Source organism: Kribbella sp. NPDC048837, assembly GCF_055586945.1.
On record NZ_JBVJHF010000006.1, the window covers coordinates 167,677 to 184,009 of the forward strand.

A 16,333-nucleotide genomic window follows, 5' to 3' on the forward strand; every position below is an offset into this window, starting at 1 on the left:
CATGCAAGGAACTGTGAGCCGCTACGACACCGAGACCTTCTCCGGTGCGGTGCTGACCGATCGCGGCGTCGAGCTGCCGTTCACCGTGCACGCCGTCGCCGACACCCCGGTCCGGCATCTGCGCGTCGGCCAGCGGGTGCGGCTGGAGACCACCGGTTCCGGCGCCGAACTGACCGTCACCAAGGTGGAGTTCGCCACCGAGCTCTGACCGTTGCCCGAGGCACCCGGACACGGCTCGGTACAAAACCTGTGCACACGGCGAAGGCCGGTCGCCCCTGGAGTGGGGTGACCGGCCTTCGCTGTAGTGCGATACTGCGGTGCTGCAGTGCTTGAAGGTCAGCGAGTGGCTGCGCGCTTCGCCGGAGCCTTCTTGGCGGGGGCCTTCTTGGCCGGCGCCTTCTTGGCAACGGTCTTGGCCGGGGCCTTCTTCACCGGAGCCTTCTTGGCAACGGTCTTGGCCGGGGCCTTCTTCGCGACGGTCTTGGCCGGAGCCTTCTTCGCGACCGTCTTGGTGGCCGTCGTCTTCTTCGCGGCGGCGGTCTTGGTTGCAGCGGCCTTGACCGGCGCGGCCTTCTTCGCCGGGGCGGCCGCCTTGGTGGCGGTCGCGGCCGGCTTCGGGACGACCAGCTTCGGCAGCTTCTTCGCACCGGAGACAACGGCCTTCAGCTCCGCACCCGCGCGGAACTTCGGAACCACGGTCTTCTTGGCACGCTTGGTCTCACCGGTCCGCGGGTTGCGCACGATGCGCGCCCCACGCTCGATGGCCTCGAAGGCACCGAAACCGGTGATGGCGACCTTGCCACCCTTCTTGGTCAGCTCGCGCTCCACGGTGTCGATCACCGATTCCAGAGCGTGCTGGGCCTGGCGGCGGTTTCCGTCGAAGTGCACTGCGAGCGCTTCGACCAACTGGCTCTTGTTCACTGCTTCCCTCCGTGAACACTAGGCGTCGAGCACAGCGCTCGATCTCACAGGAACGTTATGGACTCAAGTGGCGGTTCACAAACACCAACGCGGCAATTCGGCCTTGTTTTGGGCGATTCGTGCCACAATTTGGCCCGATCCGGCCCTCCAGAGGTCTCCGAATCCCTTCAGAGCAACGATCCGGTCCTCATCCGTCACCGCCGTCAGCGCTGCTTTCCGCGCAGTGTTCGCACCCCTGACCGGGCTGTGTCGAGCCCTCTGGTCAGGGCCGAGTCACCTTTCCTGGCGCGCAACTCGGCGGCCACCTTGCCGAGCAGCCAGTCCAGCAACGGGATCGCGATCGCGATGATCGCCCACATGATCAGCTTTCTGCGCAGGAACACCCACATGGCTGTCCACCTCCTTGGCAGACAGCATGTCAGAGCCAGCTGAGCCGTTTGAAGATGAGGTACAGACCGCCACACACCATGCCCATCAGGCCGACCGCGAACGGGTAGCCGTACTGCCAGTGCAGCTCGGGCATGTTGTCGAAGTTCATCCCGTAGACGGTGCCGATCAAGGTCGGCGCGAACAGGATGGCCGCCCAGGCGGAGATCTTCTTGACCTCTTCGTTCTGCGCGCTGCTGGCGATCGCGAGGCTCTTCATCTCCTCGTTCTGTCCCTGGGCCACCAGCGTCGCATTCACGGTCAGGATGTCGCGCAGCAGTTCGCGGAAACCGTCGACCTTCTCCACCACCTCGGTGACGTGGTCGGCCACATCGCGTAGTGAACGTTGCAGTTCCTCGTCGACGCCGTACTTCTCGAAGCCGCCGCGCAGGGATTCCAGCATGCCGACCAGCGGCCGGGTCGCGCGCTGGAACTCGATCACCTCGCGGGACAGTTCGTAGATGCGCCGCGACACCTGCGGATCGCCGCGGAACACCTCGGTCTCGATCTCGTCGATGTCGTTCTCGAGACCGGCGACCACCGGAGCGTAGCCGTCCACGACCTTGTCCATGATCGCGTAGAGCACGGCCTCGGTGCCGCGGTTGAGCAGCTCGGGATCGCGTTCGACCCGGCGCCGGACCGCGGCCAGGTTGGGCGCCTCGGCATGCCGGACCGTCACCACGAAGTCCGGGCCGACGAACAGGTGCACCTCGCCGAACTCGACCTCCTCGGTCGCGTCCCGGTAGCGAGCGGCCTTCAGAACCACGAACAACGTGTCGCCGTAGCGCTCCAGCTTCGGCCGCTGATGGGCCTGGATGGCGTCCTCGATGGCCAGCTCGTGCAGGTCGAACTCCTGCGCCAGCGACGCGAGTTCACGGCTGTCCGGGCGGTACAGGCCGATCCAGGCCAGGCTCTTCGGGGCGTCGTGCAATACGCGATAGGTCTCGGCCAGCGATCCCGGGGACGCGACCCGGCGGCCGCCGCAGTAGATCGCGCTGTCGACGACGCTGTGTCCCTTGGGCTTCGGGAGCTCGCGCGGCTTCTCGGCCGGCTCGAGAACAGGCGTGGTCTCGGCGTGCCGGCGCGCGGCGGCGCGCAGCGAAGGGGTACGACCGAAGGCACGGAGCGTGCGCAGGCGCAGGTCGGACATTGGGGTCCTCCAGGTGCGGTGAAGCCAGTGAGTGGTGGGCACGCGTCTGCCCGACCCCCACGGCACTCAAGCCGCAACTACCAGAGGACTTCAGCCTCTCAAGGTCGAGCGAGACCGGTATGTCTGGAGGGATCGCTGTTCATCAGCGCCTCACCTCCCTGGTCTCGCAAGCCTTGTTCTGACAACCCCGCAAGGGTAACACCAGAGTTATCGCCGCCGGCCCGCGTTGCGTTACGGCGGCGATAACTCTGCTCGTTCAGGCCTTCGCCGGCAGAGTGGCCGGTTTGAAGGACGGACGGCTCGCCTCGTAGGTGGCGATGTCGGCCTCGTGGGACAAGGTGATGCTGACGTCGTCGAGACCGTTCAGCAGGCGGTAGCGGGTGTAGTCGTCGATCTCGAAGGACGCCGAGACGTCACCGGCCGAGATCGTCTTGTTCTCCAGGTCGACCGTGACCTTGGTGCCCGGGTCGGTCTCGATCGTGGTCCACAGCTGCTCCACGACGTCCTGGGTGACCAGCGCGGCGAGCAGTCCGGCCTTGCCCGAGTTGCCGCGGAAGATGTCGCCGAACCGCGACGACACGACCACGCGGAACCCGTAGTCGAGCAGGGCCCAGACCGCGTGCTCCCGCGACGATCCGGTGCCGAAGTCCGGTCCGGCCACGAGCACCGAGACCCCGTCGTACTCGGGCTGGTTGAGGACGAAGGCCGGATCGTTGCGCCAGGCCGCGAACAGCCCGTCCTCGAAGCCGGTCCGGGTGACCCGCTTCAGGTAGACCGCGGGGATGATCTGGTCGGTGTCGACGTTGCTGCGGCGCAGCGGGGCCGCGGTACCGATGTGCTGGGTGAAGGCTTCCATGATTCTGCTGCTCCTCAGACGTTCTCGGGTACGGCGACGTCGACCGGCGGAAGGTCCGCGGGGGCCGCGAGGGTTCCGGTGACCGCGGTCGCGGCGGCGACCAGCGGCGAGACCAGGTGGGTGCGGCCGCCCTTGCCCTGACGGCCTTCGAAGTTCCGGTTCGACGTGGAGGCGCTGCGCTCCCCCGGTGCCAGCTGGTCCGGGTTCATCCCCAGGCACATCGAGCAACCGGCACCCCGCCACTCGGCGCCGGCGTCCTTGAAGATCGTGTCCAGGCCCTCGGCCTCGGCCTGCAGCCGGACCCGGCCCGAGCCCGGGACCACGAGCATCCGGGTGCCCTCGGCAACCTTCCGGCCGGCCAGCACGCCGGCGGCGGCGCGCAGGTCCTCGATCCGGCCGTTGGTGCAGGAGCCCAGGAACACCGTGTCCACGTGGATCTCGCGCATCGGCGTACCGGCGGTCAGGCCCATGTACTCCAGCGCGCGCTCGGCGGCGACCCGGTCGTTCTCGTTGCCGAAGTCGTCCGGCGACGGGACGCTCTCCGACAGCGGGATGCCCTGGCCCGGGTTGGTGCCCCAGGTGACGAACGGCGCGATGTCCTCGGCCCGCAGGACGACCTCGCGGTCGAACGTCGCGTCCGCGTCGGTGGCCAGGCTCTTCCAGTACTCGACGGCGGCTTCCCAGTCGACGCCCTGCGGCGCGTGCGGCTTGTCCCGCAGGTAGGCGAACGTGGTCTCGTCCGGCGCGATCATGCCGGCCTTGGCGCCCCACTCGATCGACATGTTGCAGATCGTCATCCGGGCTTCCATGCTCAGCGCCCGGATCGCCTCGCCGCGGTACTCCACGATGTAGCCCTGGCCGCCGCCGGTGCCGACCTGCGCGATCAGCGCCAGCACCAGGTCCTTGGCCGAGACCCCGTCGGGCAGTACGCCGTCAACCGTGACGGCCATCGTCTTCGGCCGGGCCTGCATCAGCGTCTGGGTCGCGAGCACGTGCTCGACCTCGCTCGTACCGATGCCGAAGGCAATCGCCCCGAACGCGCCGTGGGTGGAGGTGTGGCTGTCACCGCAGACCACGGTCATGCCGGGCTGGGTCAGGCCGAGCTGCGGGCCGATCACGTGCACGACGCCCTGGTCCGGGTCGCCGAGGGTGTGGATCCGGATGCCGAACTCCTCGGCGTTCTTGCGCAGCGTGTCCACCTGCGTGCGCGACACCGGGTCGGCGATCGGCTTGTCCACGTCGTACGTCGGGACGTTGTGGTCCTCGGTGGCGATGGTCAGGTCGGGCCGGCGGACCTGACGGCCGGCCAGCCGGAGCCCGTCGAACGCCTGCGGACTGGTCACCTCGTGCACCAGGTGGAGGTCGATGTAGAGGAGGTCGGGCTCTCCGTCGGCATGGCGCACGACGTGCGCATCCCAGACCTTTTCCGACAACGTCCTACCCATCAGACTGCTCCTTCGAGGTATGTGGTCAGGTGCTTATCGCTCACAGTGCTCCGGATCAGAGTCCCGAAGCGACTTGCGTTCCACGATTCGAGACGGCAATATCGTCTCATGGACAACTCTAGCGGAGTCGGCGTTCTCGACAAAGCAGCTCTCGTTCTGTCCGCCCTCGAGTCCGGGCCGGCGACCCTGGCCGGCCTGGTGGCGGCCACGGGACTGGCCCGTCCGACCGCACACCGGCTGGCAGTGGCGCTGGAGCACCACCGTCTGGTCGGCCGCGACATGCAGGGACGATTCGTGCTCGGTCCGCGACTCAGCGAGTTGGCCTCGGCCGCCGGCGAGGACCGGCTGCTCGCGACCGCCGGTCCGGTGCTGGCGCGGCTGCGCGACATCACCGGTGAGTCGGCGCAGCTCTTCCGCCGCCAGGGTGAGTACCGGGTCTGCGTCGCCGCCGCTGAGCGTCCGTCCGGCCTGCGCGACACCGTGCCGGTCGGCAGCCAGCTGACCATGGCCGCCGGGTCGGCAGCGCAAATACTGCTGGCCTGGGAGGACCCGGAGCGGATGCACCGCGGCCTCCACAACGCGACCTTCAACGCCGCGGCACTGGCCGGCGTACGGCGTCGCGGCTGGGCCCACTCGGTCGGCGAGCGCGAGCAAGGCGTCGCCTCCGTCTCGGCACCGGTCCGGTCTCCGAGCGGCAAGGTGATCGCGGCCGTGTCGGTCTCCGGCCCGATCGAGCGGTTGTCCCGCCAGCCCGGGCGGATGCACGCCCCCGCCGTCATGGCGGCTGCGGAGCGTCTCTCCGAAGCACTGCGTCGCGCCTCTGAGTAGTTGTCAAGCAGTCACGCTGGGATCACCATGAGGTTGACAAGCCTCGAGGAGGTCTACATGGAGCGGGACTGGTTCACTCTCGGCTGGAAGATGCTGCTCGTCCGCGGCGTGATCGGCATCGTGTTCGGGATCATCGCGATCGTCTGGCCGATCAACACGGCGATCGCGCTCGCGTTGCTCTGGGGCATCTGGGCCCTGGTCGACGGCATCGGCTCGATCATGCAGGCCTTCCAGCCGGAATCCCGCGGCAGCCGGCTCTGGCTGATCACGCTCGGCGTGATCGCCCTGATCGCCGCGTTCTTCGCGATCACCAGCCCGGGTCTGACCGCGAAGGCCCTGACCTGGATCCTCGGCATCTGGCTGGTCATCCGCGGCGTCTTCGAACTCTTCGGCGCGTTCAGCAGCAACCGGGTGACACCGCGCTGGCTCCTGGTGCTGAGCGGCGCTCTCTCGATCCTGCTGGGCATCCTGTTCGCCGCGAACCCGGGCGCCGGCGCGGTCGGCATCGCCGTACTGCTCGGGGTCACCGCGCTGATCTGGGGCGTCGTCCTGATCGGCGTGGGCCTGTCAGTACGCCGCGAACTGTCCGGTCCGGCACACACCAGCCCGTCCCCGGCCTGACAACTGCAGGCCCGGCCTGGACGGCGGGCCTACAGTGAGTGCTGTGGCGTTGCGAGTTGTCTTTGCGGATGACAACTTCCTCGTGCGCGAAGGCATCTCCGCGCTGCTCACCGAGACCGAGGACGTCGAGCTCGTCGACGTGGTCACCGATCCGGCCGCGCTGCTGGAGTCCGTGGACCGGCACCGGCCGGACGCCGTCCTGACCGACATCCGGATGCCCCCGACCTTCACGACCGAGGGCATCGACGCCGCCAAGCGGATCCGCGCCGACCACCCGTCGATCGGGGTCGTCGTGCTGTCGCAGTACGTCGAGGAGGACTACGCGTTCGACCTGCTGTCCGACGGCGTCGCCGGCCTCGGGTACCTGCTGAAGGAGCGGGTGTCGCAACGCGACGAGCTGCTGCGAGCCCTGTACGACGTTGCTCGCGGCGGCTCCGTCCTCGACGCCCGGGTGGTCGAGGGTCTGCTGGCGCGCAAGGCGCGGGATTCGCGGTCACCCTTGCCCGGCCTGACCGACCGCGAGCGCGAGGTGCTCCAGGAACTCGCCGCCGGTCGCAGCAACGAGGCGACGGCCAAGGCCCTGTTCATGAGCACCCGGGCCGTCGAGAAACACATCAGCTCGCTCTTCCAGAAGCTCGGCCTGGCCGACGAGTCCGACGTCAACCGGCGCGTGATGGCCGTCCTCGCCTACCTCGAAGCGACCGGTGGGCCGACCGGCCGCTGACGCCGGTGGGGGTCAGCCGCACCGGTCCGGGCGGACAGCACCATGTCAGATCGCTGACTTCTCCCCCACGATGGCTGTCAGGAGGTGGGCAAGTGGCCGAGGTACGCGTGCTGATCGTGGATGACCAGGAGCCGTTCCGGCGCGCGATCGCCGCGGTCGTGTCGGAGACGGACGGTTTCGTCGTCGTCGCGTCCGCCTCGTCCGGCGAGGAGGCGCTGCTCGCCGTCACCCGGCTGCGTCCGGGCCTGGTGCTGATGGACGTCAACCTGCCCGGGATCGACGGCATCGAGGCCACCCGGCAGATCACCCGGGACGCCGATCCGCCGGTCGTCGTACTGCTCTCGACCTATGACCGGGACGAGTTCGACCTCGCCGGCTGCGGAGCCGCCTCGTACCTGGCCAAGGCCGCGTTCGGTCCGGACCTGCTCACTGCTGCGTGGGCTCGCCGGGATCGACCGGAATGCTGATCGTCAGGAGACCGGCGGCATCGAGCCCGAGCCGTCCGCCCGCCGCCTCCACCCGGTCGACCAGCGCCTGTACGTCGATCTGATCGCCTGCCACGCCACGGATCTGCACCTCGAGCTCCGCAGCCACCATCCGGAGGTCGATCCGGGTCGTCGCGGACCCGGCCCGCACCGCCTCGACGCAGGAGAAATAGACGGCCGCCTCGACCCTGGAGGGGAATCGCCGGTCGGCCGACGGCTCGACGTGCAGAGCGACCGCCTGATTGGTGCGCGCCAGGTGTGAACCGAGTGCGCGGGCCAGCCCTGCCCGGCCGAGCTGGGTGGGGAACAGCCCTCGGGTCAGTTCGCGCAACGACTCGAGTGCCGCATTGGTCTCGTCAACCAGCTGCTCGAGCTCGTCGGCCGCCGCACTCCCCGATCTCGCTACACTGAGGCGGTTCAACCGCTCGGCCATCGGCCGCAGATGGGACAGCACGTCGCGGGAGATCGCAGACTCCAGACGGCGGCGAGCGGCGTCGTCGGCCGCGATGATCCTTCGCCGGGACTCCGCCAGCGCCTCGGTGGTGTGATCGAGGGCAGCCACGTGCCCCGCCAGCTCGGTCTCCATCGCGGCGTTGCGGAAGGCGAGCGCGGTCTGGTCGGCCAGATCCTGCAGCAGTCGCTCGTCCGCGGCCCGGAGCCCGTGCCCCTTCGGCATCGTGACGCCGATGCTGCCGAGGGTGTCGCCGTCCTGGCGGACGGGCACCTGGTACTCCGGCGATCCGTTGCCCGGCCCGGGCCAGGCAACGGAGATTCCCACCAGGCCGGGAACCTGCAGGGCCGCGGTGGACGACTCCGCGGACACCGCGCGCCCGGCCGCTTCGGCGACAGCCGGCAGCAACGCGTCCGGTGACGGCGGCTCCGTGAGGCGACGGCTGAACTCCGAGAGTGCCTCGTAGGGCAACGCCCTGGCCCCGTAGGCCAGCCGGTTGGCGAACCTGACAACCCGCTGGCGGAGTGGCTGGAAGGCGATCGCGACCAGCACGGTGGCGAGCAGCGACAGCCAGAACCCACTGGTCCGGGTGTTGAGCAAGGCGGCGACCGCAAGGACCAGACCGACGTAGCCGACCCCGGCAAAGATGGTGCCCAGGGCAAGTACGACGGCCCGGTTGATGATCAGGTCGAGGTCGAACAACCGGTAGCGCAGTACCGCGACCGCGAACAACAGCGGGAGGCAGAAGAAGGAGGCGAACAGCGGGAGGCTCGAGATCCACGTCTGCTGTCCGCCGTTGAGCAGCTGGGCGACGATGAGGTAGATGAAGCTCAGGGCAACGAACACCGCCGACAGCGCGATCAGCCGCAACTGCTGCCGCTGCACTCCCTGGCTACGACGCAGCCGGAGGACGATGGACACCATCGCGGCGACCAGTCCAGCGGTGATGAAAGGCAACCCCAGGATCGACAGCACGCTGCCGATCGGCCCGAGCTCCTGCCGGTCGATGTCGAACTGGGCCGGCGGCAGGGTGAGCAGGCTCCCGGCGTATCCGGTGTACCCCACCAACGTCACGACGACCGCGGCGCGCCAACGGCGGGACAGCAGCCGGCCGTCCGGCGCGACCAGGAAGACGATCGCCAGCGCAGCCAGTGCGAGCTGTCCGCCCAGCAGTGCGGAGATCCAGCCCGCGATCCCGCCGAGGCCGGCGGACCCCGGCCCGTCGGCCGTGGCCACCCACACGCTGTAGGCCTCGGTCAGCAACGAGATCGACGCGCTGAAGCCGATCAGGAGGAGCAGCCAGCCGATCGGGTGCCGGGCCCAGCGTGCCACGATCAGCGCGCCCATCACCGAGCATCCCACGACCGCACCGGAGACGAACGGGAAACCGTGTACGGCGACGGCTTCCTCGGACAGCAGCCCGCGGTAGGCCGACGTGACCCAGACGTCGGCGCCGGCGATGAGCACGGTGAGCGCCGCCAGCACCCAGGCCACCCGCGCGTACATGTCAGGCCACCGGCCGGTGTGCGGCAGGCAGTCTCGCTGCCACGAGGGTGCCGCGCGACGGTGCCGTCTCGATGGTCAAGGTGCCGCCGGCCGACTCGACCCGATCACGCATGTTGGCCAATCCTTCGCCGGCATGCGCCGCCCCGAGATCGAACCCGGCACCGTCGTCCCGGACGGTCACCTCCAGGACGCTGGGACCGCCCCGCAGATCCAGCCGGATCGCCGTCGCCGACGAGTGCTTGGCCGAGTTCTGCATCGCCTCCAGAGCACAGAAGTACGCCGCGGCTTCGACGCCGGCCGGATACCGGCCGATGTCAGCCGCGACCAGTTCGGCCGGCAGCGGGCTCCGGGAGGCCGCCGATCGCAGTGCGACCGCAAGTCCTTCGTCGACGAGCAGAGTCGGGTAGATGCCCCGCGAGAGGCTGGTGATCGTCTCGATGGTCGCGGCGGCCGCCTCGCGCTGCTCCACGAGCAGCCAATCGGCCCGTTCGGGTGACCGTCCGGCCAAGGTGTGGGCCAGTCTCAGGTTCACCGCGAGCGCGACCAGATGCTGTTGAGCGCCGTCGTGGATGTCGCGCTCGAGCCGCTTCCGCTCGGCGTCCTGCGCGTCGACGAGTCGTTGCCTCGACCTTCGCAGTTCCGTCGCGAGCCTGGACAGCTCCGCGAGCCGATGAACCAGCTCGGCCCGCAGGCGCACGCCGCGCAGTACCAGCCCGGCCTGGTCGGCCAGTCCCGCGAAGAGCCGTTCCTCGACCGGCGTCAGCGGTACGTTCTCGTGTTCCTGCACGACCAGAACGCCCAGCAGTTCGCCGGCCTGGCGCACCGGCAACTGCCGCCGGCCGGGAAACTCACGGGCTGCCGCTCCGTCCGTGGGCCAGGTGGCGGCGAGCCGCAACCGGCCGTCGACCATCAGCCACACCTGCGCTGCCTTCGCACCTGTCCCGGCGGCCAGGACCTCGGCCATCCGGGCGGGCAGGTCATCGGTCGCCGGTCCGCCGGTCACCGCCGGCGAGAACCGGCTCAAGACCTCGTACGGCGACTGCGATCCGCCGTGCACCAGCCGCGACATGACGACCTCGAGCTGTGCCTGCACCCGCCCGAGGGACAGAGCCACCACCGCGGTCGCCAGGACGGAAAGTCCCGCATCCGGCGATGAGGTGTGGCCGATGAGCGCACCGCCGCCCAGCACGATGACGACGTACACCAGCACCACGAACACCACGAGCCCGCCCAGCACCAGCAGCGCAGCGAGTTGTTCACGGCGGGTCCGCCGTCGCCCCCACAACTTCACCCCTGCAGTCTGCGCCCAGCGACTGCGGGATGGGAGAGCCCGAACCCCCGGGGTGGGGTCAGCCGCACGATCGACCGCCGATTGCCCACGGCCAGCGCCCCGGCGCCGTGCGCCCAGCCCGATGGGATCGGCTGCCCGGAACGCCTTTGCTGGGACTACGCCGCTCGACCGGGGGGTCGAACCAGGGCACATCGCAACCGTTCACAGGGAGAATCACATGTCTGCCACCACCATCGCTCCGACGACGACCGCGGCCCGGGCCGAGGGCGTCAGCAAGTTCTACGGCAGCGGCGACGCGACCATCGCCGCGCTCGAGGAGGTCACCGTCAGCCTCGAGGCCGGTAGGTTCACCGCGATCATGGGGCCGTCCGGCTCGGGCAAGTCGACCTTGCTGCACATGCTCGCCGGGCTCGACCGGCCCACGTCGGGCGAGGTGTTCCTCGGGGACACCCGGATCACCACGCTCAACGACAAGGCGCTGACGCTGCTGCGCCGGGACCAGATCGGCTTCATCTTCCAGTCGTTCAACCTGCTGCCGACGATGACCGCCGCGGAGAACATCGTCCTTCCGATCCGCATCGCGGGCCGCAAGCCGGACGAGATCTGGGTCAAGTCGATCGTCGACAAGCTGGGCCTCGCCGAGCGGCTGACCCATCGCCCAACCGAACTGTCCGGTGGGCAGCAGCAGCGGGTCGCCGCGGCCCGCGCGCTCGCCTCGCGTCCGCAGATCGTGTTCGCGGACGAGCCCACCGGCGCACTCGACTCGGCGTCGGGGACCGAACTGCTCGGCTTCCTGCGCAAGGCCGTCAAGGAACTCGGCCAGACGGTCGTCATGGTCACCCACGACCCGACCGCCGCCAGCTACGCCGACCGGGTCCTGTTCCTGGCCGACGGGCACGTCGTCGACGAGATGTTCGAGCCGACGGCCGACGCCGTACTCGACTTCATGAAGCATCTAGGAGCCTGAGCCATGTTCACTGCAACGCTGCGCGGCATGCTCGCACACAAGGTGCGACTCGCTCTGACCGTGGCCTCGATCGCGCTCGGGGTCGCGTTCCTGGCCGGCACCTTCGTCCTGACCGACACCATGCATCTGGCCTTCGGCCAGTTGTTCGGCAAGGTCTCCGCCGGCACCGACGCGGTCGTCCGCGCCGAGGCCGCCTACAGCCAGTCCGAAGGCATCAGCACCAGCCGGGCGCCCATCCCCGCCTCCGTCCTCACCCAGGTCCGGCAGGCCGACGGGGTCCGGACCGCCGAGGGCTCGGTGAGTGGCTACGCGCTGCTGACCGACAACAGCGGCCGGGCCGTCCTGACCAGCGGTGGAGCTCCCACCATGGGCTACAGCCTGCCGGCCGATCCGGCGCTGCGAGGTGACGTCAAGCTGCTCACCGGTACCGCGCCTTCAGGTGCCCACCAGGTGGCGATCGACGCCACCAGCGCCGAGGAGCACCACATCGCCCTCGGCTCCACGATCAAGGTGCTGTTCCGCGGTCCGACCCAGGAGTTCACCGTGGTCGGCACCGTCGGCTTCGGCGGCGAGAAGAACCTCGGCGGTACGACGGGGGCCTACTTCGACTCCGCCACCGCGCAACAGGTGCTGGGAGCACCCGGGTTCTTCGACTCGATCGGCGTCAGCGCCGAGCCCGGCGTGGCACCGGCCGACCTGGTGCAGCGAATCAGCACGGTGCTGCCCGACGGCGCCGAGGCAGTCACCGGTGCGACCGTGGTGCAGGAGTCCACGGACGCGGTGAACAAGGACCTGAGGGTCGTCACCGTGATGTTCACGATCTTCGCCGGTATCGCCTTGTTCGTCGGCTCGTTCATCATCTGGAACACCTTCACCATGACGATCACCCAGCGGTCCCGCGAGATCGCCCTGCTGCGGGCCATCGGCGCCACCCGGCGCCAGGTGAACCGGAGCCTGGTGCTCGAGGCGCTGCTGCTCGGCCTCGTCGCGTCGGCCGTCGGTATCGGTCTCGGCCTCCTCGTCGCCAAGGGCCTGCACCTGCTGATGGGCGCGGTCGGCTTCAGCCTGCCCAGTACGTCGATGCAGGTGGAACCCCGCACCATCGTGGTCTCCTTGCTGGTCGGCACCGTGGTCACCGTCGTGGCGGCACTCGTCCCGGCCTACCGGGCCACGAAGGTGCTGCCGGTCGAGGCTCTGCGTGAGGCAGTGCCGGGCTCCGGCAACCCGACGAAGAAGCGGGTGATCAGCGGGGCCGTCGTCACCGTCATCGGTCTGACCGGACTGTTCATGACCTTGTACGCCGACCTGAGCATGAAGCTGTTCGGCCCGAGCCTGCTGGCCATCATCGTCGGTGTCCTGATGCTGCTGCCGGCCGCCGCCCGTCCGCTGGCGTCACTGATCGGCGTACCGCTGCGGATGCGTGGCCTGCCCGGCGAACTGGCCCGGCAGAACGCGATGCGCAATCCCCGCCGTACGTCGTCCACGGCCGCCGCGCTGATGGTCGGCCTGACCCTGGTCGTCAGCATGGGCGTGTTCGCCTCGTCGCTGAAGGCCTCGTTCGGGGACATCATCGGGGACTCGACCAACGCTTCCCTGTTCATCACCCCGTCGAGTTCCCAGGGCCCGGGCTACAGCCCGGAGGCGATCAAGGCGGTCCAGGGCGTGTCCGGAGTCGACAAGGTCTCCGCCAGCGGCTGGGGTCAAGCCCGGTTCGACGGCGCGGACTCGAGCTACTCCGCCGTCGACCCGGCCACCGCGACGGCGGGCCTGAACCTGCGGTTGTCGGCCGGCTCCGTCTCCGACCTCGGCACCACCGGGATCGTGGTGGCGCAGTCCGCCGCGACGACGCACGGGTGGAAGATCGGCGACACCATCGGGACCGAGTTCGCCGAAACCGGCAAGCACACCATGAAGGTCGTCGGCATCTACGACAGCAAGGGCTGGATCAGCGACGACTTCGTCATCAGCATCGCCGCTCAGACCGCCGCGGCCGGTCCGCAACTGATCACCTCCGGCCTGGTCACGCTCGTCCCCGGCGCCGACCGGTCGACCGTCCAGAAGGCCATCACCGCGGCCCTGGCCAACCACCCCGACGCGAAGGTGCTCGACCGCAAGGGGTTCGAGAAGGAGGCCAGCGGCTTCATCGACAAGCTGCTCACCTTCGTCACGGTGATGTTGCTGCTGGCGGTCATCATCGCCCTGCTGGGCATCGTCAACACCCTGGTGCTGTCGGTCTTCGAGCGGACCCGTGAGCTGGGCCTGCTCCGGGCGGTCGGCATGACGCGGGCACAGGTCCGGGCGATGGTGCGCTGGGAGTCCGTGGTGATCAGCCTGATCGGTGCACTGGCCGGCGCCGCCCTCGGCATCGGCTTGGGGCTCGCACTGTCGCAGGCACTCGCGGACGAGGGCATCGAGGCCATCTCGATCCCCGGCCTGCAGGTGGCGCTGTACGTGGTGCTGGCCGCGGTCGCGGGTGTGCTGGCGGCCGTCGGACCGGCCAGGTCCGCCGCCAAGGTCGATGTCCTGAAGGCGGTGGTGGCTGACTGAGATGTGACAGACGAAGGCCCGGACCATGAGGTCCGGGCCTTCGTGCTCTCTGCCGCGCTGTTACGCGGCGCCGTTGGCGATGTTCAGTGGTGGTGGGCGTGCTCGTCGTCGACGCCCGTGTGGCAGAGTCCCTCCGCGTCGGTCCGCTCCGACGGCGCGACGTCGATGGCGGGGTTCTGATCGAAGAAGCCGAACGGCTTCAGCCAGAACGAGATCACGTCCGCAGGCATGATCGGCCAGTCCTCGGCCCGGGTGACGTGATGGAGGCCGAAGACATACCAGAGGACGAGATCGGTGTTCTCCAGGGGCTCGTCGTCGGCGATCCAACGGGTCATGCCGTCGTCGGTCATCGACTGGGTCGGGTACGCGCCGGCCGGCCACCGCTCGTCGTCGTGGTTCTGGGTGACCCACACGGTATGCCCGATGACCGGGGAACGGACGTACTGGACAGTCGAGGGGTCCATCATCGCCGGGAAGCACGCAGTCGGAACGAGCTTGTACGCGGTGTTGGTCCCATGGCGGTTCGTGCGGTTGGGGTTCACCACCTTCCAGCCCCGCTGCCGCTCCCAGCTGTAGTCCCGGCCGGCCTCCGCCTCCGAACGGACCGGTGTGGCTGTGGTCACCAGGTCCAGTCCGTACGGGTTGTCCACCGAGACCGGCATCGCCTGGGAGTCGACCTCCAGCACCGTGTTCCCGGCGCCGTCGATGTCAAGATCGAGCCGGGCGACGATGAAGTGCTGGTGGAACGGCGCATAGGTGCGGTTGTCCACCACCGTCCCGGTAGCCGGCGCTTCCGCCCCCTCGGCGAACGGCGTCGTGACCATGAGTCCGGTCGCACGCACCTCGCACTCGATGTTGCCGTCCTGGTAGAACCGCCAGTACACGAGGTACTCGTAGTTGGCGACGGTGACGTGGCACGACACGACCATCCGGCGCATCCGGCGCACCTCGGCGCCGGTCGTGCCGTCGATGTGCTTCCACAGCACGGCGTTGTCCTCCTCGTGGAGGCAGATCGCGTTGCTGATCGTGTAGGGCTCACCCTTGGAATCGTGCAGCGTCGCGTCGACGTACACGATCTCGCCCAGGCAGTCGCAGCCGAGCTCGAGTGAGGTCGTCATGAAGCCGAGCCCCCACTCGCCGATGTCGTACGCGGTCCGCCGGTAGTGGTCGAACGAGCCGTCCCGGTAGGGCACGACCATCTCCGCGAAGGACATCCGGTAGGCGATGTCGCGTACCTCACCGTGGTCATCGTAGGAGACCTGGTAGATGACCGGCCCCTCGCGATAGTTGAAGCCGAGCCGCATGGACCAGTTCTGCCAGCGCAGCTCGGTCCCCTCGACCGTGAAGGACACGCCCTCGGGTTGACTGATCTGGAGCGGCTTGAGGTCGGTGCGCAGTTCACCCGTCCACACCCCGGGGATGTACTCGGCCTGCACAGCGGGCGAGCCGGGGTCGGAGCCCTCCTCGATCTCGAGCAGCTCCATGGTGTTCATGTCCACAACGAACTTGAGTCCGGCGATCAGGTGAGCATAGGGGTTGCCCGCAGGGGTGTCGCGGCGCCAGACGTCGCACCAGCCCAGGCGGCGGTCCCGCCACTTCTCGGGCATCAGCGCCTTGGCGTAGGTCCAGACGTCGATCAGCACCAGGGACATGTCCGTCACGCCGCGTCTGGCCAGCGCCGCGAGGACATCCGGGTGCTCGCGCATGACCACGTCGCACTCGTGCCACTCGTCCACGGTGAAGTTCGGGCAGACGCCAGGCACGTGCGTCCAGGCCATGACCGAGTCGCCGGTCAGGTCGACCGTGGCCTCGTAGGCGAGGTTGTCCGCGCGGTTCCACAGCACCGCGAACGACGTTCGCGGGACGGGATCACCCCGGCGCCACGCGTTCACCTCGGTCTTGGGTGGCTCCTTCAGCTCGATGGACGCGAACCGCCAGGAGTCGGTGACCCCCTGGTCACGGCGGAGGATCTCCGCCGTCTGCCGGAACTCGTCGCCGCTCAGCGGTTCGAGTGGATGCTGCGCCATGGTTTCCCCCTCTTCCGCCCCCATCGGGTGCCGGAGGCGCTCTTCGATGTAACCACTCCGCGTCGGTCCGCGGCCAGCACTCGGTGCG

At 68.9% G+C, this 16,333-nt stretch carries 15 protein-coding genes; 7 read left to right on the forward strand and 8 right to left on the reverse strand.

The genetic code is table 11. From position 1 onward, the window contains the following. Position 1: 1 nt before the first annotated feature. Complete coding sequence (locus tag ACZ6O0_RS27395) at positions 2–208, forward strand: hypothetical protein (RefSeq protein WP_465767851.1); 207 nt, start codon at positions 2–4, stop codon at positions 206–208. A gap of 128 nt (positions 209–336) precedes the next feature. Here ACZ6O0_RS27395 and ACZ6O0_RS27400 read toward each other — a convergent pair whose 3' ends face one another. The 5 genes from ACZ6O0_RS27400 to leuC form a co-directional block, all read right to left on the reverse strand. Beyond that, positions 337–921, reverse strand: a complete 585-nt coding sequence (locus ACZ6O0_RS27400; RefSeq protein WP_465767852.1) for an HU family DNA-binding protein — start codon at positions 919–921, stop codon at positions 337–339. Positions 922–1,124: 203 nt separating this feature from the next. After that, positions 1,125–1,310, reverse strand: a complete 186-nt coding sequence (locus tag ACZ6O0_RS27405; RefSeq protein ID WP_465767853.1) for a hypothetical protein — start codon at positions 1,308–1,310, stop codon at positions 1,125–1,127. Positions 1,311–1,339: 29 nt separating this feature from the next. Next, positions 1,340–2,497, reverse strand: a complete 1,158-nt coding sequence (gene corA / locus ACZ6O0_RS27410) for a magnesium/cobalt transporter CorA (RefSeq protein WP_465767854.1) — start codon at positions 2,495–2,497, stop codon at positions 1,340–1,342. A 256-nt stretch (positions 2,498–2,753) separates the two neighbouring features. Further along, positions 2,754–3,353, reverse strand: a complete 600-nt coding sequence (gene leuD / locus ACZ6O0_RS27415) for a 3-isopropylmalate dehydratase small subunit (protein ID WP_465767855.1) — start codon at positions 3,351–3,353, stop codon at positions 2,754–2,756. Positions 3,354–3,367: 14 nt separating this feature from the next. Next, entirely contained in the window at positions 3,368–4,798 is a 1,431-nt protein-coding gene (gene leuC, locus ACZ6O0_RS27420) for a 3-isopropylmalate dehydratase large subunit (protein ID WP_465767856.1), read from the reverse strand. Between the two features lie 108 nt (positions 4,799–4,906). Here leuC and ACZ6O0_RS27425 point away from each other — a divergent pair, with 108 nt between their 5' ends. The 4 genes from ACZ6O0_RS27425 to ACZ6O0_RS27440 all read left to right on the forward strand — a co-directional run bounded on the left by ACZ6O0_RS27425 (position 4,907) and on the right by ACZ6O0_RS27440 (position 7,438). Beyond that, on the forward strand, positions 4,907–5,626 hold the full coding sequence (locus tag ACZ6O0_RS27425) for an IclR family transcriptional regulator (RefSeq protein WP_012922430.1): 720 nt from the start codon (positions 4,907–4,909) through the stop codon (positions 5,624–5,626). 27 nt (positions 5,627–5,653) lie between these two features. Continuing rightward, on the forward strand, positions 5,654–6,247 hold the full coding sequence (locus ACZ6O0_RS27430) for an HdeD family acid-resistance protein (protein WP_465767857.1): 594 nt from the start codon (positions 5,654–5,656) through the stop codon (positions 6,245–6,247). Between the two features lie 43 nt (positions 6,248–6,290). Continuing rightward, the gene (locus ACZ6O0_RS27435) at positions 6,291–6,971 is read left to right on the forward strand and encodes a response regulator transcription factor (protein ID WP_465767858.1); all 681 of its coding nucleotides are present in this window, start codon (positions 6,291–6,293) and stop codon (positions 6,969–6,971) included. Between the two features lie 92 nt (positions 6,972–7,063). Then, entirely contained in the window at positions 7,064–7,438 is a 375-nt protein-coding gene (locus tag ACZ6O0_RS27440; protein ID WP_465767859.1) for a response regulator, read from the forward strand. On the opposite strand, the gene ACZ6O0_RS27445 is transcribed toward ACZ6O0_RS27440, so the two are convergent. Then, positions 7,398–9,413, reverse strand: a complete 2,016-nt coding sequence (locus ACZ6O0_RS27445; protein WP_465767860.1) for a hypothetical protein — start codon at positions 9,411–9,413, stop codon at positions 7,398–7,400. The genes ACZ6O0_RS27440 and ACZ6O0_RS27445 overlap by 41 nt on opposite strands. Position 9,414: 1 nt before the next feature. Then, the gene (locus ACZ6O0_RS27450) at positions 9,415–10,704 is read right to left on the reverse strand and encodes a GAF domain-containing sensor histidine kinase (protein ID WP_465767861.1); all 1,290 of its coding nucleotides are present in this window, start codon (positions 10,702–10,704) and stop codon (positions 9,415–9,417) included. 217 nt (positions 10,705–10,921) lie between these two features. On the opposite strand from ACZ6O0_RS27450, the gene ACZ6O0_RS27455 reads away from it, so the two are divergent. Continuing rightward, the gene (locus ACZ6O0_RS27455) at positions 10,922–11,671 is read left to right on the forward strand and encodes an ABC transporter ATP-binding protein (RefSeq protein ID WP_465767862.1); all 750 of its coding nucleotides are present in this window, start codon (positions 10,922–10,924) and stop codon (positions 11,669–11,671) included. A gap of 3 nt (positions 11,672–11,674) precedes the next feature. Continuing rightward, positions 11,675–14,218 (forward strand): ABC transporter permease, encoded by a 2,544-nt coding sequence (locus tag ACZ6O0_RS27460; RefSeq protein WP_465767863.1) that lies wholly within the window; start codon positions 11,675–11,677, stop codon positions 14,216–14,218. Positions 14,219–14,301: 83 nt separating this feature from the next. Here the strand turns inward: ACZ6O0_RS27460 and ACZ6O0_RS27465 are convergent, their stop codons facing one another. Further along, positions 14,302–16,269 carry a primary-amine oxidase gene (locus ACZ6O0_RS27465; RefSeq protein WP_465767864.1) on the reverse strand — a complete coding sequence of 656 codons (1,968 nt, stop codon included), beginning with the start codon at positions 16,267–16,269 and terminating at the stop codon, positions 14,302–14,304. Positions 16,270–16,333: the final 64 nt, after the last annotated feature.